Source organism: Microbacterium sp. 2MCAF23 (genome assembly GCF_052115565.1).
Lineage (GTDB): Bacteria > Actinomycetota > Actinomycetes > Actinomycetales > Microbacteriaceae > Microbacterium.
In genome coordinates, this window is record NZ_JBFRGY010000020.1 from 1 (window position 1) to 26,215 (window position 26,215).

25 protein-coding genes are annotated in these 26,215 nt (G+C 70.8%); 20 read left to right on the plus strand and 5 right to left on the minus strand.

What is annotated here, in order from left to right; translation table 11 throughout:
* Positions 1-526 precede the first annotated feature (526 nt).
* Positions 527-925 carry a RidA family protein gene (locus tag AB4078_RS18285; RefSeq protein ID WP_440734943.1) on the minus strand — a complete coding sequence of 133 codons (399 nt, stop codon included), beginning with the start codon at positions 923-925 and terminating at the stop codon, positions 527-529.
* A 111-nt stretch (positions 926-1,036) separates the two neighbouring features.
* Between AB4078_RS18285 and AB4078_RS18290 the strand changes: the two genes are divergently transcribed.
* Positions 1,037-1,228 (plus strand): hypothetical protein, encoded by a 192-nt coding sequence (locus AB4078_RS18290; protein ID WP_441978314.1) that lies wholly within the window; start codon positions 1,037-1,039, stop codon positions 1,226-1,228.
* Positions 1,229-1,249: 21 nt separating this feature from the next.
* Here the strand turns inward: AB4078_RS18290 and AB4078_RS18295 are convergent, their stop codons facing one another.
* Positions 1,250-1,831: a GNAT family N-acetyltransferase gene (locus tag AB4078_RS18295; RefSeq protein WP_441978315.1), complete on the minus strand. Its 582-nt coding sequence runs from the start codon at positions 1,829-1,831 to the stop codon at positions 1,250-1,252.
* Positions 1,832-1,965: 134 nt separating this feature from the next.
* Between AB4078_RS18295 and AB4078_RS18300 the strand changes: the two genes are divergently transcribed.
* The 8 genes from AB4078_RS18300 to AB4078_RS18335 all read left to right on the plus strand — a co-directional run bounded on the left by AB4078_RS18300 (position 1,966) and on the right by AB4078_RS18335 (position 12,763).
* Complete coding sequence (locus tag AB4078_RS18300) at positions 1,966-3,177, plus strand: sensor histidine kinase (RefSeq protein WP_441978316.1); 1,212 nt, start codon at positions 1,966-1,968, stop codon at positions 3,175-3,177.
* Positions 3,174-3,836 (plus strand): response regulator transcription factor, encoded by a 663-nt coding sequence (locus tag AB4078_RS18305; RefSeq protein ID WP_441978317.1) that lies wholly within the window; start codon positions 3,174-3,176, stop codon positions 3,834-3,836. The genes AB4078_RS18300 and AB4078_RS18305 overlap by 4 nt, the downstream gene beginning before the upstream one ends.
* A 306-nt stretch (positions 3,837-4,142) precedes the next feature.
* Positions 4,143-4,475 carry a hypothetical protein gene (locus AB4078_RS18310; RefSeq protein WP_440734947.1) on the plus strand — a complete coding sequence of 111 codons (333 nt, stop codon included), beginning with the start codon at positions 4,143-4,145 and terminating at the stop codon, positions 4,473-4,475.
* A gap of 130 nt (positions 4,476-4,605) precedes the next feature.
* The gene (locus AB4078_RS18315) at positions 4,606-5,346 is read left to right on the plus strand and encodes a GntR family transcriptional regulator (RefSeq protein ID WP_441978318.1); all 741 of its coding nucleotides are present in this window, start codon (positions 4,606-4,608) and stop codon (positions 5,344-5,346) included.
* A 292-nt stretch (positions 5,347-5,638) separates the two neighbouring features.
* On the plus strand, positions 5,639-7,825 hold the full coding sequence (locus tag AB4078_RS18320) for an alkaline phosphatase family protein (RefSeq protein ID WP_441978319.1): 2,187 nt from the start codon (positions 5,639-5,641) through the stop codon (positions 7,823-7,825).
* Between the two features lie 69 nt (positions 7,826-7,894).
* Positions 7,895-11,779, plus strand: coding sequence for a LamG-like jellyroll fold domain-containing protein (locus tag AB4078_RS18325; RefSeq protein ID WP_441978320.1), 3,885 nt, complete (start codon positions 7,895-7,897; stop codon positions 11,777-11,779).
* Positions 11,780-11,846: 67 nt separating this feature from the next.
* Positions 11,847-12,317 carry a hypothetical protein gene (locus AB4078_RS18330; RefSeq protein ID WP_441978321.1) on the plus strand — a complete coding sequence of 157 codons (471 nt, stop codon included), beginning with the start codon at positions 11,847-11,849 and terminating at the stop codon, positions 12,315-12,317.
* Positions 12,314-12,763, plus strand: coding sequence for a hypothetical protein (locus AB4078_RS18335; protein WP_441978322.1), 450 nt, complete (start codon positions 12,314-12,316; stop codon positions 12,761-12,763). Before AB4078_RS18330 ends, AB4078_RS18335 begins: the two co-directional genes overlap by 4 nt.
* Positions 12,764-12,802: 39 nt before the next feature.
* On the opposite strand, the gene AB4078_RS18340 is transcribed toward AB4078_RS18335, so the two are convergent.
* Together AB4078_RS18340 and AB4078_RS18345 are read right to left on the minus strand one after the other, a co-directional pair.
* Positions 12,803-13,522, minus strand: a complete 720-nt coding sequence (locus AB4078_RS18340) for a response regulator (RefSeq protein ID WP_441978323.1) — start codon at positions 13,520-13,522, stop codon at positions 12,803-12,805.
* Positions 13,519-15,261, minus strand: coding sequence for an ATP-binding protein (locus AB4078_RS18345; protein ID WP_441978324.1), 1,743 nt, complete (start codon positions 15,259-15,261; stop codon positions 13,519-13,521). Before AB4078_RS18345 ends, AB4078_RS18340 begins: the two co-directional genes overlap by 4 nt.
* Positions 15,262-15,448: 187 nt before the next feature.
* Here AB4078_RS18345 and AB4078_RS18350 point away from each other — a divergent pair, with 187 nt between their 5' ends.
* The 11 genes from AB4078_RS18350 to AB4078_RS18400 all read left to right on the plus strand — a co-directional run bounded on the left by AB4078_RS18350 (position 15,449) and on the right by AB4078_RS18400 (position 24,439).
* Complete coding sequence (locus tag AB4078_RS18350; protein WP_441978325.1) at positions 15,449-16,306, plus strand: ABC transporter ATP-binding protein; 858 nt, start codon at positions 15,449-15,451, stop codon at positions 16,304-16,306.
* The gene (locus AB4078_RS18355; RefSeq protein ID WP_441978326.1) at positions 16,303-17,217 is read left to right on the plus strand and encodes an ABC transporter permease; all 915 of its coding nucleotides are present in this window, start codon (positions 16,303-16,305) and stop codon (positions 17,215-17,217) included. Before AB4078_RS18350 ends, AB4078_RS18355 begins: the two co-directional genes overlap by 4 nt.
* Positions 17,218-17,287: 70 nt before the next feature.
* Positions 17,288-18,388 (plus strand): ABC transporter substrate-binding protein, encoded by a 1,101-nt coding sequence (locus AB4078_RS18360; protein ID WP_441978327.1) that lies wholly within the window; start codon positions 17,288-17,290, stop codon positions 18,386-18,388.
* Between the two features lie 265 nt (positions 18,389-18,653).
* Entirely contained in the window at positions 18,654-19,721 is a 1,068-nt protein-coding gene (locus AB4078_RS18365) for a metallophosphoesterase family protein (protein WP_441978328.1), read from the plus strand.
* A 129-nt stretch (positions 19,722-19,850) separates the two neighbouring features.
* Positions 19,851-20,477 (plus strand): dihydrofolate reductase family protein, encoded by a 627-nt coding sequence (locus AB4078_RS18370; protein ID WP_441978329.1) that lies wholly within the window; start codon positions 19,851-19,853, stop codon positions 20,475-20,477.
* Entirely contained in the window at positions 20,474-21,388 is a 915-nt protein-coding gene (locus AB4078_RS18375; protein ID WP_441978330.1) for an NAD-dependent epimerase/dehydratase family protein, read from the plus strand. Before AB4078_RS18370 ends, AB4078_RS18375 begins: the two co-directional genes overlap by 4 nt.
* 54 nt (positions 21,389-21,442) lie before the next feature.
* A complete protein-coding gene (locus tag AB4078_RS18380; protein ID WP_441978331.1) occupies positions 21,443-22,039 on the plus strand; it encodes a TetR/AcrR family transcriptional regulator in 597 nt (198 codons plus the stop codon).
* Between the two features lie 2 nt (positions 22,040-22,041).
* Complete coding sequence (locus AB4078_RS18385; RefSeq protein WP_441978332.1) at positions 22,042-22,464, plus strand: hypothetical protein; 423 nt, start codon at positions 22,042-22,044, stop codon at positions 22,462-22,464.
* Positions 22,465-22,470: 6 nt separating this feature from the next.
* Positions 22,471-23,313, plus strand: coding sequence for a DUF6597 domain-containing transcriptional factor (locus AB4078_RS18390; RefSeq protein WP_441978333.1), 843 nt, complete (start codon positions 22,471-22,473; stop codon positions 23,311-23,313).
* Between the two features lie 44 nt (positions 23,314-23,357).
* Entirely contained in the window at positions 23,358-23,714 is a 357-nt protein-coding gene (locus AB4078_RS18395) for a metalloregulator ArsR/SmtB family transcription factor (protein WP_441978334.1), read from the plus strand.
* Positions 23,711-24,439 carry a DUF2071 domain-containing protein gene (locus AB4078_RS18400; RefSeq protein WP_441978335.1) on the plus strand — a complete coding sequence of 243 codons (729 nt, stop codon included), beginning with the start codon at positions 23,711-23,713 and terminating at the stop codon, positions 24,437-24,439. Before AB4078_RS18395 ends, AB4078_RS18400 begins: the two co-directional genes overlap by 4 nt.
* A gap of 85 nt (positions 24,440-24,524) precedes the next feature.
* Here the strand turns inward: AB4078_RS18400 and AB4078_RS18405 are convergent, their stop codons facing one another.
* Positions 24,525-25,895, minus strand: a complete 1,371-nt coding sequence (locus AB4078_RS18405; RefSeq protein WP_441978336.1) for an MFS transporter — start codon at positions 25,893-25,895, stop codon at positions 24,525-24,527.
* Positions 25,896-26,215: the final 320 nt, after the last annotated feature.

The following is a 26,215-nucleotide window of genomic DNA, read 5'->3' on the forward strand; positions in this document are numbered from 1 at the left end:
CTTCGTCATCAGCTCCGCGGCGCGCACCATCCGCCCTTGCACGACCCGGTCCGACATGTGCAGCACCGCCGCCAACTCCGCTGCAACACTGCGGGCGGCGAGATCCACTGACTCGCCCCGCACCCCGGACGCACCGTCCGCGGCGGCGAGGTCCTCCGCGAGCCGCTGGGGCGACGGCGAGGTGTGCTTCCTTCAACGCTTGCAGGCGGGTGATCGTCGCCTCGGTCGTCTGCAGCCCGTCCACGAGCGCGGCCAGCACAGCGACAGGATCCACCGGGTCCACCCCGGGATCCAGAACCGTGCCGGTCGAGCTCGTCATACCCCCATTCAACCCGGGGCCACCGACATTCCAGGCTCGGAAAGAGCCAGATCAGATCCCGAAAAGATCACGAGCAGGTCACAAGATCCCAGTCGCCGCTGGCCTCTGTCGCAGAGCCCCTCGAAGCGCCCGACTCGCGGACCTTTCGTCTCGCCTTCGACTCGTCCACGGCGCGGGCAGCCACCAGAGTTCGCCGGATCCAGCGGCTCAGGGCGCGAGTGCCGCGACGGCGCCGATCTCGACGAGTGCTCCGGGCACGCCGAGTCCTGCCACGCGGGCCGCGGTGACGAGCGGCGGTGCTCCTTCGCGCGCGAGCTTCGGGCCCACCGCGCCGTAGGCCGCGCGCAGATCCGCGTCCTGGTGGATCAGCACGGTCCAGCTCACGACATCGGCGAGGGTGGCTCCGGCGGCGGCCAGCGCGGCGGCGGCATTGTCGAGGGCGCGCGCGGACTGCACGGCGACGTCGTCCGAGACGACTGCGCCGGTCTCGTCGACGCCGTTCTGGCCGCCGACGTGGATCGTCGTGGATCCCGGCGGGATCACGGCGACGTGGCTGAACGCGGGGCTGTTCACGAGCCCCGGGACGTGCGGGTAGGAGATGCTCATGCCCGCGAGCGTAGTCACGGCATCCGACATCGCGTCAGGCCCATCCGGAGACGGGTCGAGGCCGCCTGGCGCGGCGCGATAGACTCTAGAGGCTCAACAGGAGGTTGCCCGGTGATCCTTCACTACATCGTGTTCGGAATTCTGTTCCTCGGCGGATTCGCGCTGCTGGGCATCGCCCCCGGCCTGCCCGCCTGGCAGGGCCCGGTCTTCGTCGCGGGCATCCTTGCGATCAGCCTCGCCCTCGCGTACATGATGCGCGAGCCGGGCGGCGCCACCAAGCGCTCGCGGTCCTGGGAGAACTGAGCTCCACCGCGTCGCGGTCCGTCAGCTCTGCTGCGCACGCCACTCGTCGGCGAGTATCGCGTAGGTGAACCCGTCGATCCAGCCCCGTTCGGCGTGCCAGGAATCACGGATGCCGTGCTGCTCTCGGCGCATGCCGAGCTTCTCCATCACACGCCATGAAGCGATGTTGTCGGCGAAGCATCCGGCCGTGACCCGGTGCACGCCGAGCTCATCGAACGCAAGTGACAGCAGCGCCCCGCCCACGGCAGTGGCGTATCCGTGACCCGCGTGCGCGGGGTCGATCGTGTATCCGATCCCGGCCTGAGCGTTCCGCCACGGGCCTTCGGGCACATGGCTCTGCCCCATCGCATCCGTGCGCCACAGCGACACGGTGCCCACGACCTCGTCGCCGAGGAAGGCGATCGCGGAGTGGTCGTCCGGATCCGCGATGCCGTCGAGCCAGGTGCGCCGGAAGGCCTCGGTATCCACCTGGGTGCGGATCAGCCAGTTTGTCACGTCGGGAAGGTTGCGCCAGGCGAGCACGCGATCGAGCGCCTCCGTCGTCGGCAGGCGCAGTTCCAGTGGGCCGGCCGGACGCGGCCAGGTGATCCCAGGAGAGGTCATGCTCCCTGTCTAGCAGGGCGGGTCGTCCAGAACGGGTCACGCGCGATCAACGTTTCGGCGTACTCCCTCGGGAGTACACCGGAAGCACACCGCCGACGGATCCGCCGCGCGAGAGGCGCGATTAGCATCGGAGGATGCCGGATCAGCCGCTCGATGACACCTCGACGGCGTCGGCGGCGTGGTTCGGACCCGACACCGGACGGATCCCGGCCGGACCGCCGCCGCGGGTCCGCCTGATCGCACCCGTCGTGCTGTGCCTGCTCGTGCAGGTGCCGGCCTCCCTCTGGGTCGCCGCGCACGCCGACCACGGGCTGCATTGGCGGATCCTGCTGCATCTCGCGCTCGCGGTGACCGGGCCGCTCGCGCTGCTCGCCGCCCGGCGATTCCCCGGCCCGACGGTCGCCGTCGTCGCCGGGCTCGCCCTGCTCGACGTGCTCACCACACCCGTCTACGGTCCGCCCTACCTTGCCCTGGCATTCGCGATCGCGCTCGCCGTGGCCCGCGGAGCCGCGGTCTGGGCGGCCGCCTCGGTCGCGACGGCGTGGGTCGCCGCGATCCTCGTCGGCGTGATGATCGGCCGGATCTGGCATCCGGGGCTCATCGTCGCGGCGACGCTCGCGCTCGCCGCCAGCTTCGCGGTCGGCGCCTTCGTGCGCACGCGCGGCGCCAGGATGGCCGCGCTGCGCGCCGACGCGCAGCGCCATCGCCGCAGCGCAGAGGAGCGAGAGCGGGTGCGCATCGCGCGTGAGCTGCATGACGTGCTCGGGCATGCGCTGTCGCAGATGAACGTGCAGGCGAGCGTCGGACTGCACCTGTTCGACCGCGATCCGGAGCAGGCGCGCACCGCGCTGCAGAACGTGAAGGACACCTCCAAGCTGGCACTGGAAGAGGTGCGTGGCGTGCTGGGCGTGCTCCGCGACGGTGAAGTGCCGCTCGTCCCGCAGGCCGAGCTCGCCGAGCTCCCCCGGCTCATCGCGGGCCTCACCGCACCCGGTCTGGACATCGCGCTCGACGACCGCCTCGGCGACCACGCGCCCAGTCGAGCCGTGCAGTTCGCGGCGTACCGCATCGTGCAGGAAGCACTCACCAACGCCGTGCGGCACGCGCACGCCGCGCACGTGCGGGTGGTGCTCGAGCGTCGAGAGGATCCGGATCCCCGCCTCGTCGTCGCGATCGAGGACGACGGCCGCGGCTTCGGAGACGCCGACCCGACCGCGACGGGGCACGGCGGCGTGCTGGGCATGCAGGAGCGGGCGGCGCTGCTCGGCGGCCGCATCGAGCTCGGCTCCGCGGACGGCGGAGGGGCGCGCATCGTCGCGACCCTGCCCTGGGGGCGGGCGTCATGATCCGGGTCGCGCTCGCGGACGACCAGCTGCTGGTGCGTGCGGGATTCCGCGCTCTGCTCGATGCCGAGGACGACATCGAGGTGCTCGTCGAGGCCGCGGGTGGCGAGGAGCTGCTGCGTCGGATCCGCGAGACGCCGGTCGACGTCGTGCTGATGGACATCCGGATGCCGGAGGGCGACGGGCTGTGGGCGACCGAGGAGATCGCCGCGGATCCGCATCTCGCGGGGGTGCACGTCGTGATCGTGACCACGTTCGAGCTCGACGACTACGTGGCGCGCGCGGTGCGGGCCGGTGCCGCCGGCTTCCTCGTGAAGGACACCGAGCCCGCCGACCTCGTGCGCGCAGTGCGGGTGGTTGCGGCGGGGGATGCGCTGCTCTCGCCCGGTGTGACCCGGCGGCTGCTCGAGCGGCTCGCAGTGGGCCTGCGCGAGGCGCCGGGATCTGCCGCGCTCGACGGGATCACCGAGCGCGAGCGGGAGGTGCTGCGCCTCGTCGGATTGGGGCTGACCAACGACGAGATCGCCGAGCGTCTGTTCCTCAGCCCGCTCACCGCGAAGACCCACGTCTCCCGGATCATGGCGAAGCTGCACGCCCGCGACCGGGTGCACCTCGTCGTGATCGCCTACGAGACCGGCCTCGTGGCTCCCGGCTGGCAGTAGCGGATCCGGACCCGCACGGTCCCGGGTGACGCGGACCCCGCAGCACTCTTCCGCTCGGGTCGCATTTCGTCCGGTCGGGTCGCACTTCTTCGGCTCGGGTCGCACTTTCGGCTGTTGCGGCCAGGGAGTTGCAGCAGTTTCTGCGACCTGAGTTCGGGCAGCGGCCGGTTTCCGGTGTGGATCCGGATCCCTACTCCCTGGGGAGCAGGCGGAATCACTCCCCGGGCCGGATTCGTCGGAGGGTGCGGATCGCGAGGCTGGATGCATCGGTCGAGATGCGGCCGATCCGATCGAAGGAAGGGCATCATGCTCGCAACCGTCGCGGCCGTCGCCGCGCATCCCGGCCACATGGGGTTCCACCCGTTCTGGCCCGTCTTCATCATCGGCCCGCTGATGTTCCTGATCATCGTGGGCCTGCTCGTCGCCCTCCTCGTGCGCCGGCGCCGCTGGGGCGGACCGGGTCCGTGGGGCTGGCAGGGTGCTCAGGGAGCAGCCGGCGGGCAGGCCCCGTGGGCGGCCAAGCCGCAGAGCAGCGGCGCGGAGCAGGTGCTCGCGAGCCGCTTCGCGAACGGCGACATCGATGAGACCGAGTACCGCGCGCGGCTCGAGGTGCTGCGCGCGAACCGCCCGGAGGCCTGACTCGACGACCGGGACGTGAGTCCGATCGGTGGCCCGCCGTGCCTGCGCATGGCGGGCCACCGGCGTGCGTGAGCGAGAATGGGGGCATGCTCCGGCCGCCGATCCCTTCTCCTGCATGCGGGGGCGGGAAGTGACGGAGGCCGCCCGCGAGAACTCGCGCACGGCGCAGATCTCCGCAGACCTGCGCCGGCGGATCTCTGAGGGAGGGTTCGCGGCCGGCACCCGTTTGCCGAGCGAGGCGGCGCTGAGCGCCGAATACGGCACCACGCGCAGCGTGATCCGCGGGGCGCTCGCCCGCCTGGCCCGGCTGTCGCTCGTCGTCTCCCGGCCGCGCGGCGGATGGATCGTCCAGGCCGCGCATCAGACCCAGGGCTTCGCGCGGATGCAGTCGTTCACGGAATGGGCGAGCGAGGGCGGGCGCGTCCCCGGCGGCACGATCACGTCCCGCACGGTGGGGCCGGCGGATGCACGGGAGGCGCAGCGGTTCCGCATCAGGCTCGGTGAGCCCCTGCACCGGTTCGTGCGGCTGCGCACGCTGGACGGGCTGCCCGTCATGATCGAGCGCTCGGTCTGGGCGCCGTGGGTGGCCGAGGTCATCACGCGGGTGCCGGACGACGTGCGCTCGACCACCGTCGCCCTCGCCGAGGCCGGGATCCGCGTCGCATCGACGAACCACCGGATCGAGGCGGCTGCCGCGACCACCGAGGATGCGGCACTGCTCGGCGTGCGCCGCTCCAGCCCGCTGATGCAGGTCGGGCGCACGACGACGACCCGCGAGGGGCGGCTCGTGGAGCTCGGGGTGGACCGTTACCGTGCCGGTGCGATCGCGTTCGAGATCGAAGCGGGGCAGACGGTCCGCACCGCGCTCTGAGCGGCGGATGAGCGGGGTCGTTGAGCGAGCCCCGAGCGCAGCGAGGAGCGAGACGAAACGCGGTTCCGACGGGCGGCGGCGTTTCGTCTCGGTCGGCTTCGCCGTCCTCGCTCAACGACCCTGGGGTGGGAACGGCGGAAACGGCCCAGTGTGCACGCTCGGCGGCCGGATCCACGGGTGACGGGGCCGATGCCACCGGCTCGTCCTCCGGCGTTCACCCGCTGTTCCCCTCGGCTTGCTCTCCTCGAGGTCGGCGCCCGCTCCGGGGTGCCCCGTCGTCCCGAGGAGCGTCATGTCCAGCGAGCCCGTCCCGTTCAGCCCGGATCCGTACGAGCGCCCGCGAACCGTCCCCGACGAGGTGCTGCACAGCGGCATGACCCGTCGCGGCATGCTGCGCGCTCTCGGCCTGCTGGGCGGTGCCGCCGCCGTGGGCGCCGGATTCGGCGCAGGGGCGGCCGCCCCGTCGGCATCGGCCGCCGAGGGCGCGGGTGCCGTTGCCGCGGGCGGGCCGCGCGCCTACGCGCTGCCGGAGGGGTTCTCCGGCGACATCACCGACATCAAGCACGTCGTGATCCTCATGCAGGAGAACCGCTCCTTCGACCACTACTACGGCGCGCTGCCCGGTGTGCGCGGCTTCGACGACAAGCAGGCCCTGCGCTTCCAGAACGGCACCGACGTCTTCTCCCAGCCGCAGGGCTCGTCCTTCGTCAAGCCCAGCCGGGTGACCACGGTCGCCGGCACCACCACGGGTCTGGACCACTCGTACTCGGGCGGCACGTCGGCGTGGGCCGGCGGACGCTACAACAACTGGATCGGGGCCAAGGGCGCCAACACGATGCACTACGTCTCCGGCGAGGAGATCCCCTGGCAGTACTCGCTCGCGAGCGCGTACACGATCTGCGACAACTGGCACTGCTCGGTCATGGGCCCGACCACGCCGAACCGGCTCTATGCCTGGACCGGCACCTCGGGCGGCGTGGTCGACAACGGCGGCGAGTCCAACGGCAACCGCACCTGGCAGACCTACCCCGAGGCGCTGCAGGCTGCGGGCGTCTCGTGGCGGATCTACGTCGACAATTCGAACAACGGATCCAGCTGGGTCGGCGACTACACCGACAACCCGATCCGCGGCTTCAACGCCTTCACGACCTCGGGATCGTCCGCGCAGGACATCGCGAACCGCAACGACGCCGTCAAGAACGCGCCGGGCACGGGGATGGTCTGGCGCGCCGGATCCGCGCCCTACGCCTCCACCGGTGTGACCAACAACGACAGCGACGCCAACCTGAACGGCGTGCTGAAGGACTTCATCGCGGCCTGCAAGCCAGGGGCGCAGTATCCGCTGCCGCAGGTCTCCTGGATCGTCGCACCGTACAGCTGGTCGGAGCACCCCTCGGCCAACCCCGAGCACGGCGCGCACTTCTCGAACCGGGTGATCCAGACGCTGCAGAGCAACCCCGACATCTGGAAGAGCACGCTGCTCATCATGACGTTCGACGAGAACGACGGATACTTCGACCACGTCCTGCCGCCGTTCGCCGAGCCGGGCACCCCGGGCGAGTACAACGGATCCACCCCGATCGGATACGGCGCCCGCATCCCCACGATCCTCGTCTCGCCGTGGACGCGCGGCGGCTGGGTCGGCACCGAGACCTTCGACCACACCTCGCTGATCCGCTTCCTCGAGACGTGGACCACCGCGATCGGCACCCCGGCGCTGTCGACCACGATCACCGCCTGGCGCCGCGGGATCAGCGGAGACCTCACGAGCGCGATGGATTTCGCCCACCCCGTGATCGACGTCCCGTCGCTGCCCGACACGGACGCCCTGGTGCAGATCGCCCGCGCGGGCGGCACGATCGGCACCCAGGTGCCGCCGGCCGACAAGTGGTCGAGCACGCCGCTCAAGCACCGGCCACTGTCGTACCACCCGCACGGCGTCTTCGTGGAGGACCGCAAGACGGGCACCGTCAGCGTGCAGCTCAGCCTGGTCGGAGGCCCGCAAGGCAAGGCGCTGAGCCTGCAGGCCTTCCCCGACAAGTACCTGCCGTTCGCGAACACCCCCTACACGGTCACCGGCGCGAAGCCGGCGGCGCACGTCTGGGACGCGACCGCGCAGGACGGCCGTTACGCGTTCTCGGTGTACGGACCTGACGGGTTCGTCCGCGCGCACGCCGGCACGGTCCTGCCGGCGGGCCAGAACGGCAGCGCCGTGCCCCGCATCGACGTCGACCTCGTCGCCGGCGAGACGCCGACCGTCGAGATCACGCTGCACAACGACGGCCGCCAGAGCGTGCACTACGCCCTCACGCCCAACGACCACGCCGGCACCGCGCAGCGCATCTGGGTCAAGCCCGGTGCGACCCAGAAGGTGACCTGGCCCACCTCCGAGGGCTACTACGACGTCGTCGTCACCGCCGACACGAACAGCGGCTGGCGGCACCGCTACGCCGGGCGCGTGGCCCAGCTGCCGGCCTGACCCCGAGCGCCCGACGCCGCCGCACCCGATCCGATGACGCAGCCCGCACCCGATCCGATGGAGCCCCGCATGCACCTCCCGTACCGGCGTCTGCGCCGCCTCGCCCTCGCCACCCTCGTGGGCGCCGCCGTCGTCGTCTCGACGTTCGCGGCGACGCCCGCGGCGGTCGCGGATCCGACCCCCGCGCCCTCGTCGACGGCAGCCCCGACCCCGGCGCCCACCCCGCCGTCGTCGTCGTCACCGACCGCCGATCCGGCGCCGACCACGACGCCGGCACCCGGCCCGACTCCGACTCCGACTCCGGCCAAGCCCGCGCCGACGACGCCGGCCCTGCGCGCCGCCGTGCCGGGGGCGATCTCGCCGGTCGCGGCGTACACCTTCGACGCCGACGGCGGGTCGACCGTGAAGGACGTCTCGGGCAACGGCAACGACGCGAACTGGGTCGGATCCCCGGGCTACCGCCCCGGCGTGTCGGGGTCCGCGGCGACGATCGGCCTCGGCACGAACTACGTGAAGCTGCCGCTGGTCGCCGGGAAGACCGACGGGTCGGGGAGCTTCTCCTACGAGTTCTGGATGTCGGAGCAGACTCGCACCTCCTACGGCACCCTCATGAGCAACCAGGACTTCGCGTCCTGCAACAACGCGGGTCTCACGCTCTACAACCAGACCACGCAGGGCGTACTGCAGGCGTGCTGGGGCACCACGGCGGGCGGGACGAAGCGCTACCTCAACGGGGCGTCGCCGAACATCGCCGGGTCCTGGCACCACGTCGCCGTCACGGTCGACCGCACCGCGAACGTCATCGTCGTCTACACCGATGGTGTCGAGACCAAGCGCTCCGCTGCGGGCGAGGTGACGGCGTCCACAAACCTGAAGAGCGGGTTCGCGTTCAACATCGGTGGCTTCAGCGGCAGCGAGAAGGACATGAGTGACGGCTACGTGAACGCCGCGATCGACGACCTGCGCTTCTACAACGCCGTGCTGCCCTCGGCACAGGTCGCCGACGACTACGCCGCACTCAAGCCGGACAGCGGCAGCTACACGGTCGCCTTCGACGGAAACGGCGCGAGCTCGGGCGCCATGACGGCGCAGACGTTCACGATCGGCACGGCCTCGACGCTCGCGGCCAACGCCTTCGTCCGTCCCGGCTACCAGTTCCAGGGCTGGGCGCTGAGCGCGAAGGGTCAGGTCGTCTACGCCGACGGGCAGTCGGTCGCCGACCTCACGGTTCGCGCGAACACCGCGGTCACCCTCTCCGCGATCTGGAGCCGGCTGCGCGCGCCGGGCGACGCGGTCGCCCCGTTCGCCTCCTACGACTTCGAGACCGGAGACGGCACAGCGATCCCGGACTCCTCGGGACGCGGCAACGACGCGATCTGGTCGGGATCCCCCTCATACGTCGCGGGCACCGCAGGCAAGGCGGCCTCCGTCAACGCGCCGGAGGGCAGCACCCGCGGCGTGAACTTCTTCTCCCTGCCGCTCGTGCCGGGCCACACCGACGGCTCCGGCAGCTTCTCGTACACGTTCTGGGTCAAGGAGGCGTCGTCGAGCTCCGACTCGCCGATCGTCTCGAACCAGGACTTCCGGCACTGCTACAACCGCGGCGCGACGCTGTACAACACGGCGGGCAGCCCCGGGATCCTGCGCGGATGCTTCGGCCAGAACGGCACCTCGACGACTCAGAACTACGTCGCGGACGCGAGCCGCACGTCGGTCATCGGATCCTGGCACCACGTCGCCGTGGTGGTCGACCGCTCCGCGAGCACGATGACCACGTTCGTCGACGGCGAGCAGACCGCGCAGAGCACGAGCCTCGGCTCCGGCTTCTCGCTGGTCAGCGGCTATCCGTTCCGCGTCGGGGCGGAGGGCTCGCTGCTCGACGACGGCGACGGCTTCGTGAATGCGACGATCGACACCTTCGACTTCTACGACCGGGCGATCTCGGCCGGGCAGATCCAGAACGACTACATGGCGACGCACTCCGGCGACGTCGTGACGGACGGATCCACGCTCCCGCGCGGTTTCGTGTCCGGCGTGCTGCGCGCCCCCTCCGTGCGTGCCGGCGGCGCCGTCTCGCAGACCGTCGCCGGCCTCTGGAACGGCGGTTCCGTGACCTCGTACACGAAGGTCGAGGGCGACGACTGGCTGAACGTCGACGCGCAGGGAGTCGTGACCGGCACCGCGCCGGCGACGGCGCCCGCGGACCCGGGCTCTCTCACGGTCGAGGCGACGGACGGCACGACCACGGCGCGCATCGAGGTCGAGGTCCCCGTGGTCGCGGCCGATGCCGCCGCGCCCTTCGACGCGGTGACCTGGAACCTCTGGGACGCGGGCGGGCACGTCAACGACGCCGCGCTGAAGAACCTCGCCGTGATCGCTGAGAACGGCTTCGACGTGATCGGCGTGCAGCAGGACGGCGGCACGGCGGCGACCGCCCTCGCGAAGGCGTTGGGCTGGAACGCGCTCGAGGGGCCGGGCGGTGTCGGCCTGCTCTCCCCGCACCCGCTGAGCGCCCGCACCGTCGTCGGCGAGCAGCCCGGCCTCGGCGCGACCGTGGACGTGCTCGGGCGCAAGCTGCGGGTGTGGACCATGGGCCTGGACCGCACCGGCTACGGCCCGGAGTCCGCATGCCTGGCCGGCATGACCGACCCGGCGGCGCTCGTCGCGGCGGAGCGCGGCAGCACCCGGTACGCGCAGGTCGATGCGCTCGCGGCGGCGATCGCGACCGAGACGTCCGCGGCGACGCCCGTCGTCGTCCTCTCGGATCTGGAGTCGCCCTCGGGGTCCGACTGGACCGCCGCCACCGCCGCCGTCCACTGCGGCGTGGGCGCGGTGGACTGGCCCGTGCCCGCCCGCCTGCAGCAGGCCGGGCTCGCCGACGCCTATCGCACCGCGAACCCTGATGCGGCCGCCGACCCCGGCGACACCTGGTCGCCGCTCGTGGTGAAGACGGCGTCCGGCGCCGATGAGCCGCAGGACCGCATCGACACCGTGCACTACGCCGGCTCGGCGCTGCGGGTGCTCGGCGCGAACACGGTGGTGGCGGGCTGGCCCTCGCCGGCCGCCGTGCTGCGCAACGCCTGGGCGAGCAACCACCGCGCCGTGGTGGCCTCGTTCGCGCTCGGCAAGGCCGCTCCGGATCCGTCCTCACTGCCCGCCGTGGTCGGGAGCGCCGCGGGCCGCGCAGTCACCCTGCACACGGTCCCCGCGGGTGCCGTCGGCATCGAGTACCGCGTCGACGGGGGCGCCTGGCAGGGCTACACCGCCTCGTTCGCCGTGCCGGGCACGGCCGCCGCCCTCGTCGAGTACCGCGCCACGGACCAGGGTGTGAGCGGGCCGATCTCGGGCCTCACACTCGCAGCCAGCGGCGCCGACGTGGCGCAGGACGTGCAGCCCCTCGGCACCGCGAAGACCGTGCTGCGCGGCGAGGCCATCACCGGTCTCGGCGCGCGGGTGGTCGACGCGGCCGGCAACGGCGTCTCCGGAGTCGACGTGGTGTTCACGATCTCGGGCGGTGCATTCGCCGCGGGAGCGACGACGGCGACCGTATCCAGCAACGCCGCCGGCATCGCCGTCACGCCCACCGCCACCGCGGCGACGGCGGGAACGGTCACGATCACCGCCGCGTTCCGCGATCGCACCACGACACTGCCGCAGATCACCGTGGTCGAGCCCGCCTCGGCGCTGACCGCCGATGTGAAGGTCACCCCGGCCGTGGTCTCCGGAAAGGTCGTGCTCACGATCGCGGTGACCAACACCGGATCCGCTGCGGCGGACGTGAAGATCGCCACCAAGTACGGCACCAAGACCTACCCGGCGGTCGCGCCGGGGGCGACGGTGTCCTACGGGTTCAGCACCATGCTGGCCGCAATTCCGGCGGGCACCGCGACCGTCACGCTCACGAGCGGATCCGGCATGGCCGCGATCCCGACGCCCTATCCGGCCGCGCGATGAGCGCGGACGCCGGATCCGTTCCGCCGCGCACCCGACGCCGCGGAGACACCCACCAGGAGGCAGCAGCATGAAGACCCACCGCACGGCGAGGGACGACGACGGAGCACGTCGGAACGACCGCGGATGGACCAGGCGGCGCGCCCTCGTCGCCGGCGCGTGGTCGGTGCCGGTCGTCGCGGCGGCGGTCGCGCTGCCGCAGGCGATGGCCTCGGCGGCGATCACGGTCGATCTTCTGGGCGCCGTCGGCGACGCGCAGACCTACCCCTTCTCGACCTCGGGAGACACCGCGCCGCTGATCTTCCAGGTCGCGGGGACGGGCCCGATCCCCGCCGATGCCACGGCGGAGCTGGTGAACGCCGGCGGGATCGCGTCCTGGGACGAATCCGTCCTCCTGCAGGGCGCCCTCGCCTCGGCGGCGATCGACACCGACGGCACCCTGATCCTCCCGATCGTGGCGCTCGCCGCGGGCACGTTCCCGGTGCTGGTGCATGTGGGGTCGGTGAGCCGCACCTTCATGATCACGCTGGAGCAGGCGTGATCCGCACCCGTGCCGGCAGGGCCGGGGCAGCCGGGGTCGCGCTGCTGGCAGGGCTCCTCCCGGCGCTGCTGACCGGATGCACCGCAAGCGGTCCCGGCGCGGCGAAGCCTTCGCCCTCGTCCTCCGCGGAGGCTGCGGCCGCGGCCGCGCCGCATGGCCCGGCGATCCGGCTCGTCTCCCCGGATGGCGCGGTGCACCTCGGCGACGAGGTGAGGGTTGTCATCCGCGCGACCGACGACGGTGCGCCCGTCGCGGCCCGCGACGCGACTTTCGAGGTGATCTCGGGTCCCGCGACGTATCCCGGAGGCTTCGAGACCTCGGCCACGGATTCCGACGGGGTGGCGAGCTCGCTCGGCCTGCATGCGGAGGGCGCGGGCCGGGTGACGATCAGGGTCGCCGTCGGAGAGATCAGCAGTGATCTGACGATCGACGTCGCCGGCTCCTGATCCTGACCCGGTGCTGCGCACCTCGGGCGGCTTCTCTTCTCAGCGCCGCCGCACCACGTAGCGGTGCTCCGGCCGTCCGGTGCTGCCGTAGCGCAGCTCGAGACGCACGAGGCCGGACTGCTCGAGCTGCGTGAGCGCGCGCTGCGCGGTCGTGCGGCTGATGCCGATCGCCGTCGCGATCTCCTGCGCCGACACGTCGGTGCGCCGCGCGGCCACCGCGTCGAGCACGGCCTGCAGGGTGGGCGCGAGCCGACGGCCCTCCTCGGGTGCGGACGCGGGAGCCGGCGCCGGGCGCAGCAGGTCGAAGAGCCGGTTCACATCGTCCTGGGTGGCCTCATCGCCGAGCGCGGCGATCCGCTCCTGAGCATGACGGAACGCGGTCAGACGTTCGGCGAGCTCGGCGAAACCGAACGGCTTCACGAGGTAGTGCAGGGCGCCGAGCTGCACGGCCCGGCGCACGGTGGCGAGGTCGTTCGCCGCCGAGATCACGATCACCGCGGGGCCGGTCCCTGAGCCCGTCGAAGGGTCCGGATCCGCGAGCAGCTGCCGCACGACGTCGAGTCCGTCGCCGTCGGGGAGGTAGACGTCCATCAGCACCAGGTCGGGACGCAGCTCCCGCGCCTGCCGCAATGCCTCGGCGGCGGATCCGGCCTGACCCACCACGCGGAAGCCGGGCACGGCCTCGACGAAACCGACGTGCACGCTCGCGACGCGGAAGTCGTCGTCGACGACGAGCACAGTGGATTCAGGGGCGATCATCGCGAGCCTCCGGACTCGGTCGTTGAGCGAGCGATGGTCGTTGAGCGAGCCGTAGGCGAGTCGAAACGCAGAGACGAAACGCGGTGATCTCGGGGAGGTGGCGTTTCGTCTCGGTCGCCTTCGGCGTCCTCGCTCGACGACCCCGGAGACGACCCGCCGCCGACGCGGGGGATCACCACGGTGAACGCGGCGCCGCCGTCGCTCGCGACCGAGACGGTGCCACCGAGGCGGCTCGCGGTCGTGTGCACGAGCGACAGGCCCAGCCCGCCGTGCCGCGCCAGCGAGCCGCGCTTGGTCGTGTAGCCGCTCTCGAAGATGCGCGGCACGGAGCCGTCCGGCACACCGGGCCCGTTGTCGGCGACGCGCACGGTCAGGGCCGCGGGGGTCTCCACGATCGCGACGGTCACGCGGCGCGGGGCGGGGGAATCGGCCAGAGCGTCGAACGCGTTGTCGATGAGGTTGCCCAGGATGGTGACGAGCGCCGGCAGCCGATCGGACGCGGATCCGAGATCCGTCTCGGGCGCGATCGTCAGGTCGATACCGCGCTCGTTCGCCTCGGCGGCCTTGCCGAGCAGCAGGCCCACGATCATGGGCGCGCCCACGTGCGTGCGCAGGGTGCGGTCGAGGTCGGCCGAGGTGCCGCGGATCTCGTTGAGATACTGCAGCGCCTCCTCCGTGCGCCCCAGCTCGAGCAGCCCCGCCACCGCGTGCATCCGGTTGGAGAACTCGTGCTGCTGCGCGCGGATCGACTCGGCGAAGCTGCGCTCGCCGTCGAGCTCCTGGGTGAGCCCGGTCACCTCGGTGCGGTCCTGCAGGGTGAGCACGGCGCCGTGCGGCCGGCCGGCGAGCGTGACCGGCATGCGGTTGAGCACGAGCACGCCCGCATCGGTCACGGCGATCGCGTCCTTGACCTCGGTCGTGCCGGTGAGCGCCTCGCGGATGGGGCTCTGCACGAGCACGTCGTCCAGGCGGCGCCCGCGGGCTCCCTCAGGCAGGCGCAGCAGGCGCTGGGCCTCGTCGTTCACGACCGTGATCCGCCCGGCGGGATCGATCGCGATCACGCCCTCCCGGATGCCGTGCAACGTCGCCTCGCGCTCCTGCAGCAGCCGGGCGATCTCGTCGAGCTCGAGCCCGAACGTGCGGCGCTTCAGCAGCGCCGCGAGCCCGAACGACACCGCCGTGCCGATCGCGAACGCCAGCACGATCCAGGTCGCGTAGATCGGCAGCTGTCCGAGCAGCTCCGCCGCGACGCTCGACTCCCTGATGCCGACCGACACCTCGCCGATGACCGTGCGCGTGGAGCCCTCGAACACCGGAACGCGCGCGTTCGCGGTCGTGCCGGTCGCACCGATGTCGGTGCTGCGATGCACTGCGCCGTCGCGCGCCACGACGTCCTCCGACACCTTCTGCCCCACGAGGCCGGGGTTCGGGTGCGAGTGCCGCACGCGGTCCATGTCGATGACCACCACGTAGGCGGCACCCGTGCGCTGCTCGGTCGCGGTGGCGAGCTGCTGCACGTCGCCGTCGCACGTGGAGCCTCCCGAGGAGAGGCAGTGCTGCACGGCCGGCATCTCGGCGAAGGTCTGCGCGATGTCCGCGGCGCGGTCCTGGTAGTCGCTGGTGAGGTTGGCGCGCGCGGTGACCGCGAACAGCACGAACCCGATCAGCAGGGAGGCGCTGAGGATCGCGACCTGAGCCAGCAGGATCAGGCTCGACAGTCTTCGGATCCGTCGTCGCATCACACCGGATTCTCTCACCGCCGCCTCGGCGTCGGCCGTGCACAGAACGCCCAAAAGATGCGGCAACGCCCGAAACGTCGGGCAACGCCCGCAAGCGCGACAGCGAGGCGGGCCGGCGGCGAACATCGATCCATCGCCCGGCGTCGTCGCCGCAGCGAGCAGACACAGACAGAGAGGTCTTCGTGCCATGAGCGACACACGTTCCCCAGGCGCCGGCCGCGCCCCCGATGCCGGCGGACCCGCCGCAGGCATCGAGATCGTCGGCCTCACCAAGCGCTTCCTCACTCCGAAGGGCGACACCTTCACCGCGATCCGCGATGTGACGCTGACCGTCGAACCGGGTCAGTTCTGCGCGATCGTCGGACCGACCGGCTGCGGCAAGTCGACCACGCTCGCGCAGGTCTCCGGCCTCGAGAAGCCGTCGGCCGGATCCGTGAGCGTCGGCGGCCGCATCGTCGACGGCATCACGCAGGGCGTCAGCTACATGTTCCAGGCGGACTCGCTGTTCCCCTGGAAGACCGTGCTGAACAACGTCATGGTGGGCCCGGTGCTCACCGGCATGCCGAAGAAGGAGGCCACGGTGCTGGCCCTGGACTGGCTGCGCCGCGTCGGCCTCGCCGGCTTCGAGGACCGCTACCCGCACCAGCTCTCCGGCGGCATGCGCAAGCGCGTCGCGATGGCGGCGGCGCTCATCAACCGACCGCGGATCCTGCTCATGGACGAGCCGTTCGGCGCGCTCGACGTGCAGACCAAGGCGATCATGCAGACCGAGTTGCTGCAGCTCTGGGAAGAGCTGCGGCCGTCGGTGCTGTTCATCACGCACGACCTGGACGAGGCCGTCGCGCTCGCCGACCGGGTCGTCATCATGACCTCGAGCCCGGGCACCGTGAAGAACGTGTTCGACATCGACCTGCCCCGCCCTCGCGGAGACGTGCAGCAGATCCGGCACGAGGGCCGCTTCCTCGAGCTGCAGGGCCAGATCTGGGAGTCCCTGCGCGAAGAGGTCGACCGGGCGTACGCCCAGACCGCGGCGGTGGCAGCATGACCGCCGCGACCGTGCGCGCGTCCGCAGCAGACGCCACCGGACGTCCCTACACGAGCCCGCTGAGCGCACCCGAGCAGAGCGAGGCCGAACTGCAGGCCGCGGGACGTCGCGCCCGCCGCCGCCACACCGTCTGGGTGTGGATCGGCCGGATCGGGCTCGCCGTCGTCGTCATCGGCGGCTGGCAGCTGTTCACGGCCATGGGCTGGGTGGACAAGTTCTTCTTCGGCCAGCCCTCCGCGGTGTGGGACAGCCTGGTGCACCTGTTCACCGTGGGTACGGCTTTCGGATCCATCTGGGAGAACCTCTGGGTCACGGTGCAGGAGGCGCTGCTGGGCTTTGCGGTCGGCACGCTCGCCGGCATGATCGCCGGCATCCTGCTCGGCAGCAACCGGTATCTGGCCGAGGTGTGCGGTCCGTACATCAAGATCATCAACGCAATCCCGCGCATCGTGCTCGGCTCGATCTTCATCGTCGCGTTCGGTCTCGGAATGCCCGCCAAGGTGCTCCTGGCCGCGGTGCTGGTGTTCTTCGCCGTCTTCTTCAACGCCTTCCAGGGCGTGCGCGAAGTGGATCCGAACCTCGTCTCGAACGTGCGGGTGCTCGGGGCATCGCCCCTGCAGGTCGCCCGTCACGTCACGATCCCCTCCGCGATGACGTGGATCATCGCGAGCCTGCACACCGCCTTCGGCTTCGCCATCATCGGCGCGCTGGTCGCAGAGGTGCTCGGCGCCCAGCGTGGCATCGGCCTCATCATCAGCCAGGCGCAGGGATCCTTCGACCCGAACACGGTCTTCGCCTGCATGGTCATCATCGCCGTCTTCACCCTCGTCGCCGAGTACCTGATCTCGCTGCTCGAGAAGCGGGTGCTGCGCTGGCGCCCGCCGACGCGGTCCGAAGCCTCGTCGATCTGAACCTCCCTCCCCTCGCAATCCCTCCTCACCAGGAACGCCGGCCCGATCGGCGCAACGAAAGGAAACCCACATGAACAAGCGCGGCATCGTCGCCGTCGCGGCGGCCGGAGCACTGATGCTCAGCCTCGCAGCCTGCAGTGGCGGCACATCCGGATCCTCCGGATCCAGCACCACGGCGGCCGGCAACGGAACCCCCGAGACCGTGAAGATCATGGTCGGCGGCATCGACAAGCAGATCTACCTGCCGTACAAGCTCGCCGACCAGCTCGGCTTCTACAAGAAGTTCGGCGTGAACGTCGAGCTCTCCACGGAGCAGAACGGCGGCGTCGGCGCCGAGGACGCGATGATCTCCGGCCAGGTCGACTTCGCGGGCGCCTGGTACAACCACACGATCGAGCTGCAGCCCAAGGGCAAGGAGGTCATCGACGTCGTGCAGCTCTCCGGCGCACCCGGCGAGCGCCTGATGTGCACCGACAAGAGCGGCGTGAAGACCGCGTCCGACATCAAGGGCAAGAACATGGGCGTCACCGACCTGGGGTCGGGCACCGACAAGCTCACCCAGTTCATCGCGCACAAGGGCGGCGTGTCCACGAGCGACTACCAGACCGTCGCCGTGCACGCCGGCGCGACCGCGATCGCCGCGCTCAAGCAGGGCGCTGCGGACTGCGCGATGACCACGCAGCCGACCGTGACGGCGCTCACCTCGCAGAACGTCGCGCACTCCGTCGTCGACCTCGCCAGCACCGAGGGTGCACAGAAGGCGCTCGGCGGGGCCTGGCCCGCGGCCGGCCTCATCGGCAACGCGTCGTACGTGAACAAGCACAAGGACGCCACGCAGCGTGTCGTCAACGCCCTGGTCGCCACGATGCACTGGATCGACGAGCACTCCGCGGCGGACATCGCGAACAAGCTGCCCGCCGAATACGTCAACAACTCCACGATCACCAAGGACCAGTACATCGCCGGTCTCACCACCGACAAGGGCCAGTTCCTGCCCGACGGCATCATGCCCGCCGGCGGCCCGAAGACGGTGCTCGACATGGAGAAGCAGCTCGGCCTGGACACCTCCAAGATCGACCTGAGCAAGACGTTCACGAACGACTACGCGCAGAAGGCCAACAAGGACGCCGGCACGAAGGTGACCACCAAGGCGGCCGGTTCCGACGGCTGATCCGGATCCGAATCCTCCACACGGCTGAACAAGGATGCCGGGCGCTCCCCACATGGGGCGCCCGGCATCTTCGCGTGGATCGCGGGTCTTCGCGCCGGTCGCGGCGTGCGCAGGGGGCGGATGCGGCCCAGTGCGCACACTCGGCGCAGCGATTCGGCTCCGGCCGCGGATCACGGGCGCGATGTCGCCGTCCGTTCACGCGCTGTTCGGGCGCCTTTGCTGATCTCGAAAGCGATAGGCGATCCTCGGACAGCAAAGGACCATCGTGATCTCTCGACGCTCACTCATCACCTCCGGCGTCGCGGCCGGAGCGCTCCTCGCCGTGGAGTCGGCGGCATCGGCCTCCGCGCGGCTGCTGCCCGCCGGCAACGGCAACGGACAGGGCAACAACGGCAACGGAAACGGCAACGGTGGCGGATCCGTCACCACCTTCAACGTCATCAGCGACATCCAGGGCGACCTCGCCGACTTCGCGGTGGCGCTGCAGGACATCGCGCAGATCAACCCGGGCGGCAAGGGCATCGCGATCGCGGGCGACATCACCCCGCGCGGCTACGACTTCGAATACGCGCAGGTCAGCAAGGTGCTCGCCGCGAACCCCGCGCCGAAGTCGCTCGCGTGGGCGATCGGCAACCACGAGTTCTACGTGCCGAAGTACTCCGACCCGAACACGCTGGCCCAGGCCACCTGGCCGAACGGCACCACGGAGGATTCGCTCTTCAAGAGCTTCTACAACTTCGCCGGTCGCAACACGATCTACAACGAGCAGGTCTTCGGCGACGTGCCCGTGCTGATGATCGGCACCGAGAAGTACATGCACTACCACGATGCCACCCTCTGGGACGAGGTGTGGATGAGCGATGCGCAGTTCGCCTGGCTCGAGGACAGGCTCTGGTACTGGCGCGACCGCAAGCGCCCCGTCATGGTGATCAGCCACCACCCGCTGCCGAACACGGTCTCGGGCTCGCGGAACAAGCTCTACATGTCCGACTACCTGCAGACCGACCGTGTTCTGGATCTGCTGGGTCGCCACCCCGACGTGTTCCTGTTCACCGGGCACACGCACTGGGATCTGGCGCTCTCCGACTGGTACGCGCGTCGGATCGTACCGGGCACGGGCAACCTCGACGGCTTCAACGTGGTGAACACCGGCGCCATCCAGACCGGCTGGACCGACAACGGCTCGGGCGGCGAGTCCGTCGTGCCCGGCGGGTTCAACCAGGGCCTCCAGGTCGAGGTCGGCGCCACCTCGGTGACGATCAAGGCGCGCGACTTCCAGCGCAAGGAGTGGATGAAGCAGATCCGGATCCCGCTGTCCACGCAGTGGTCCTGACGCGTCGCTGACGAAGGGCCGGATGACCCTGTCGTGGATCTCCGGCCCTTCCTCATGCGCGTTCTGTTCAATCGCCCGCCCGGACGTCCTACCTATCGTCGGACTCATCCACGAGCAGGAGGTTCGATCATGAGCAAGGTCATCTGCGGTCTGTCCGTCTCCGTCGACGGATTCATCACGGGCCGCGATCCGCGACCCGGGCACGGACTCGGCGACGGCGGGGTGCTGTTCGACTGGTACGGCAGCGGCGACGTGCCGAGCACCGTGTTCGCCCGGTTCCGGCTGTCCGCTCCGAGCGCGCGGGTGTTCGATGCGCTCGCGTCGCGCGTCGGCGCGAGCCTGGCCGGGCGCACCACGTACTCCGACTCGGATGACTTCGCCGGCGGGGCGCCGCATCCCACTGCTCCGCTCGTCGTGCTGTCGCATGAGGCGTTCCCGCCGGCGAACGCGCGTCAGACCATCGTGAGCACGGGGCTCACCGACGCGGTGGACACGGCGAAGGCCCTCGCCGACGGCAAGGACGTGGGGCTCATGGGCGGTGTGCTCGCCACGGAGGCGCTCAAGGCCGGGCTCGTCGACGAGCTCGTCCTGCACCAGGTGCCCGTGCTGCTGGGCGCCGGCCGTCGCTTCTTCCACGAGCTTCCGCAGCACATCGCGCTGCGGATCCACGAGGTGGTGTCCGCCCCCGACGTCACGCACCTGCACTATCTCGTCGAGCACGCCGGACGTGCCGCGGCGGGGGAGGGCGCACGATGATCCTCGTCACGGGCGGGCTCGGGATGATCGGCGCGCACACCGCCGCCGCGCTGGCCGACCTCGGCGAGGAGGTGGTGATCACCGCGCACCGGCGCTCTGACGTTCCCTCTTTCCTTGCCGGCCGGGTCCGCGTCGAGACCCTGGACGTGGCCGACCGAGACGCTTTCCTCGCGCTCGGCGACCGGTACGACATCGGCGTCATCGTGCATCTCGCCGGCAGCATGCCGGAACCAGATCCGATCCCGTATTTCCGGCGTGATTCGGAGGCATTGTTCACCGCGCTCGACGCCGCGCGGACCTGGGGCGTCAACCGGTTCGCGGTCGCCGACAGCATCAGCTCCTACGAGGGCCGCGACGAGCGGCCGTGGGCCGAGGACCTCGCGTTGCCGCTCGCTGTGCCCCCGCATCCGATCGCGGCCTTCAAGAAGGCGGTGGAACCACTGACCCTGTTCGCCCTCGCGGGCTCCGGAGTGCGTCCGGTGCTGCTGCGCATCGGCAGCACCTGGGGGCCTCTGATGGATCCGGAATCGCCCTTCAACCCGGTGCCGTCGACCGTGAGCGCCGCGCTGCGCGGCGAGCGTCCGCGCCCGCTGCCCGCCGGCGCGGGGGACTTCTGCTACGCGCCGGACTCCGGGCGCGCGATCGCGCTGCTCATGACGGCGACCTCTCTCGCGCATACCGCGTACAACGTGTCGGGCGGCGTTCCGTTCACCGCTCGCCAGCTCGTCGACGCGCTGAACGCCGCGCTGCCCGGTTCCGGGATCGCGGTGGATCCGGCCGAGGCGACGGCAGAGGCCGCGCCCTATCTCGACATCACCCGGCTGCGCACGGAGACCGGCTTCGAGCCCGCCTTCGATCTGCCCGGAGCGGTCGCGCACTACGTCGAGTGGCGGCGTGAGAACCCGCGCTGAATCAGAGGATGGCCGGGGCTTGCCTAAATTACTCAAATGAGTAAATATGGATCCATGACACCGACACGCAGTTATCGCACGACGCAGGAGCGCCGCGCCGAGATCATCGAGGCGACGATGCGGGTGCTCGCGGAGCAGGGGTTCGCGGCCGCGTCGTTCGCCCGGATCCGGGAGGTCGCCGAGCTCAGCAGCACTCGCATGATCTCGTATCACTTCGCCGACAAGGCCGCGCTCATGGGCGCGCTCGTCGAGCACATCGTGCAGCAGGCTGCCGCCGTCATGGTCCCCGCGATGGAGGCGGAGCCGACGTGGGCGGGCAAGCTCGCGGCGTACCTCAGGTCCAACCTGCGCTTCCTCGCCGACAACCGGCTGGCCGCGCGCGCCGTGATCGAGGTCATCCGCAACGCCCCGCGGGCGGACAACGGCCTTCGTGAGGACACGTCGGCGCTGCTGCTCTCGCTGCTTCTCGCGCAGGGGCAGGAGGCGGGCGAGTTCCGCGTCTTCGACACGCTGGTGATGGCGCGCTCCATCCGCGCCACCATCGACGCATTCGCGATGACCATGCCGTCGGGGGAGGCGGCGACCGCGGCGGCGATCGACGAGATCGTCGCCCTGTATCACCGGGCCACTCGCCCGGAAGGAGGAGCTTGATCATGACTCTCACCGTCGACCGCCTCGCTGCGGTCCGCCCGACCCTCGACACCGTGCGCCGGCTGTGGTGGCTGTGCGCCGCGGTGTCGGTGATCGCTCTGGCCGCCGCGGCGGTCCTTGCGATCGTCGACCCCGCCGAGGTGAACTGGGTGGTGTGGCTGCGCGGATCGGTCGTCGCGGTGGCGAGCCTCGTGTTCGTCGTCGTGACGAGGGCGGCGGCGCGCGGCAGCCGTCGGGCCTTCACGCGGATGCGGTGGATCTCGATCATCGCGCCGATCGGGATCGGCCTGATCATCGTCTCGCCGGACTCGGGGTACCCGATCTGGATGAAGATCGAGCAGGGGCTCATCGGGATCCTGATCGTCGCGATCGCCGTTCTGCTGAACCACCGCCAGACGCGAGCGGCGTTCCCCAAGGAGAACTGAGGCGCGATGGCCGACACCTACCGCGAGCGGGCGCCGAGTGCGGCGCTCGCCGGGGTAGTGCGCACGATCTGGGTGCAGCACGTCGGCGACGCGCCCGCCGTCCACCGTCATCTGCCCACCGGTGGGGTGGAGATCCACGTGGCGGTCGGCGGGCCGGCGCGGCTGCTCGGCCCGCTCACGGGGCATCGGCTCGAGGTCATCCCGCCGGGCACCACGATCCTCGGCGTGCGGTTCCGCCCGGGCGGTGCACCGCCGCTGCCGATGCCGCTCGAGGAGCTCGTCGACCAGAGCGTGCCCCTTGTGGAGGTGTGGGGCGACCTTGCCGAACGTCTGCTCGACGATGTCGCCGCGTCCGGCGCCGTCGACCGAGGGATCGCTCTGCTCGAGGCGTTCCTGCTGCAGCGATTCCGGGTCGGCAGGGCGGCTGATCCTCTGCTGCGCGCCGCGGTCGAGGCGCTGATGCCCTGGCGTCCGGTCGAGGTCGGCGCGGTCGCCGCAGACGTGGGGTTGTCGGAGAGTCAGCTGCGGCGGCGTTCGCTGAGCGTGGTCGGGCTCAGCCCCAAGGTGCTGCAGCGCACCCTTCGGTTCCAGGGGTTCCTCGCCCTCGCCCAGGCTGGCGCGACGCCCAGCGGACGCGTCGGCGTCGACGGCATCGCCGGCCTGGCGGTGGACGCCGGGTATGCGGACCAGGCGCATTTGAGCCGAGAGTGCTTTCGCCTCACCGGGCAGACGCCCCGCGAGCTGCTGCACGGCGACGTCGAACGCTGCGCCTGCGGACACGACCACTCCGCGTCGTACCGTCCGTTCCTCGCCGGGCGGTTCGGCGGTGTCCGTGCGGTGGATGCGTGAGCAGTGCATTGCTCGCTATTTAGCTCAGGTGCTAGATTGCGCTCATGAGCGAAGCGGAGAACAGCGCGTTCGAGGCACTGGCCCATCCGACCCGGCGGCAGATCCTGCAGGATCTGAAGGATGGGGAGCAGGCGGCAGGGGAGATCGCGGCGCGGTTCGCTGTGAGCGGTCCGACGATCTCCCGGCATCTGCGGATCCTCCGGGGTGCCGGCCTGATCGTCGAACGGCGTGACGCGAACCGGATCCTCTACTCCCTCGCCGGCGACAGGCTCGCCCTGTCGATCGGCGACTTCCTGTCCACGGTCTGCCCCGAACAGATCGTGCTGCGGGAGGTGCGAAAGCGGCGCCCGTCCGATGGTGATCCCGGCGGCACCGGCGAGCACTCGGCGGTGACGGCGTGAGTGTCGTGCCCGGAGTGAAGGCGCACCTGCGCCGCCGCCTGCTCGTGAGCTACCGGCTCGATCCCGACATCGCACGGACGCTCGTGCCCGCACCGCTGCGCCCGCAGCTGATCGACGGGCAGGCCATCGGAGGCTTCTGCGTGCTCGGGCTCGACGCGATCCGGCCTCGCTGGTTCTCGGCACGTCTCGGTCTGCGTTCCGAGAACGCTGCGCATCGGATCGCGGTGGAGTGGGATGAGGGCGACACCGTGCGCACGGGCGTGTTCATCCTGGAGCGCCACAGCTCGGCCTGGCATCCGGTGCTGTTCGGAGGCCGGCTGTTCCCCGGGGTGCACCGCCGCGCGCGATTCGCCGTCGACGAGCACGGTGGCCGCTACGCCATGGGCATGGACGCCTCGGGGGAGCATCTCGATGCGGACGTCGAGGTCGGCGGTGCCTGGACGAGCGCCTTCTTCGGCTCGGTGGACGAGGCGTCGGCGTTCTACCGCTCCGGGCGGATCGGCTGGTCGCTCGGTCACGACGGTCGCACCCTGGAGGCGGTCGCGCTCGCCGCGGAGGAATGGGCGGTGGAGGCGGCCCAGGCGCACAGCGTGCACTCGTCGTTCTTCGATGCGCTGCCGCGAGGGTCGGCCGTGCTCGATCACGTCGTGGTCATGCGCGATCTCGACATCACGATGGAGGCTCCGGCGACCGCCGTCGGAGCGTCGCGGCCGCTCGCGGTCTGAGCCGTTCCCTCCGGACGTCGCCCGCGGGACGCTCATGCGAAAGGCCGCCGGCATCGCAGCGCCGGCGGCCTTTCGCGTTTTGCTCTCAGTGTCGTGAGACGGCGGGATCCACGGATCTGGTCTGCTGTGCTAGGCGCGAGCGGTCGTCCGCGTCGAGGGCGCGCAGATCCGCCCCCTTCGTCTCGCGGGCGGCGGCCACGGCGACCAGCGTGATCGCGCAGGCGATCGCCACGTAGATCGCGACCGGCACGCTCGACTTGTACTGCGCGAGCAGGCTCGTTGCGATGATCGGCGCCAGCGAACCGGCGAAGATCGACGTGACCTGGTAGCCGAGGCTGACGCCGGAGTACCGCATCCGGGTGGGGAACATCTCCGCCATGATCGCGGGCTGACCCGCGTACATCGCGGCGTGGAAGACGAGGCCGAGAGCGATGGCCGCCCAGATGACGATCGGGTTGGCGGTGGCCATCATCGGGAAGGCGAAGAAGCCCCAGGCGGCTCCGAGCACGGCGCCTGCCGCGTACACCGGCTTGCGACCCCAGCGGTCGGAAAGCCGCCCGAACAGCGGGATCACGAGGAAATGAACGACGTGCGCTCCGGCCAGGATGAGCAGCGTCGCCGACGTCGCCTCCTTGACGGTCTGCGTGAGGTAGACGATCGAGAAGGTGACCACCACGTAGTAGAGGATGTTCTCCGCGACGCGCAGTCCCATCGCCACGAGCACGCCGCGGGGGTAGCGGCGCGCGACCTCGAGGGGTCCGAAGCTCTGGGAGGCCTCCTGCTCCTGCGCCGCCTTCATCTCCAGGAAGATGGGGGCCTCGGTGACCTTGGTACGGATGTACCAGCCGATGAGCACGATCACGGCCGAGAGCCAGAACGCGATGCGCCAGCCCCAACCGAGGAATGCGTCCTGCGGCAGCGTCGCGGACAGTGCGAAGAGCACGAGCGTGGCGAGCAGGTTGCCGACCGGCACCGCGGCCTGCGGCCAGCTCGCCCAGAAACCGCGCCGCTCGCGCGGGCTGTGCTCGGCGACGAGCAGCACGGCGCCGCCCCATTCGCCGCCGATCGCGAAGCCCTGCGCGAATCGGAGCAGCACCAGCAGGACCGGTGCGAGATATCCGACCTGGGCGAAGCCCGGCAGGCAGCCGATGAGGAACGTCGCGGCGCCGATGATCAGGATGCTGGCCTGCAGCAGCTTCTTGCGCCCGTACTTGTCGCCGAGGTGGCCGAACACGATGCCGCCGAGCGGCCGTGCGATGAAGCCGATCGCGTAAGTGACGAACGCCGCGATGATGCCGCTGAACGGGTCGTCCGACGGCGGGAAGAAGACGGTGCCCAGCACGAGCGTCGACGCCGAGGCGTAGAGGAAGAACTCGTACCATTCGACGACCGTGCCCGCCATGGAGGCGGCCACGACCCGGCGCAGGCCGGTGGGGGAGGCGGTCTCGTACGCCATGTGTGCTCCTTTGCACGATCAGAGAGGTCTGTCGGTTCTCCAGCCTGAGACGACTTCGCCATTGCGACAATGCCCATATGCGGCGGACGGAGTGTGCACGAATGCACATGGATCCCTTCGAGCGCACAGCAGGATCGGGTCGGGGCCGACGACGACGCCGAGGGCCGCCGATCAGGCGAGGTGTTCGGTGCGGGCGCGTCCTCCGAGGCGGGGTGGTCCGCCGATGCCGGGTGGGGGCAGGAACCAGACGTTGGCGCGGGTGCCGGTGCCGTCGATGCGGATGCCCCAGTGGTTGTCGTGGATGAGGTGGTGGCAGGTCT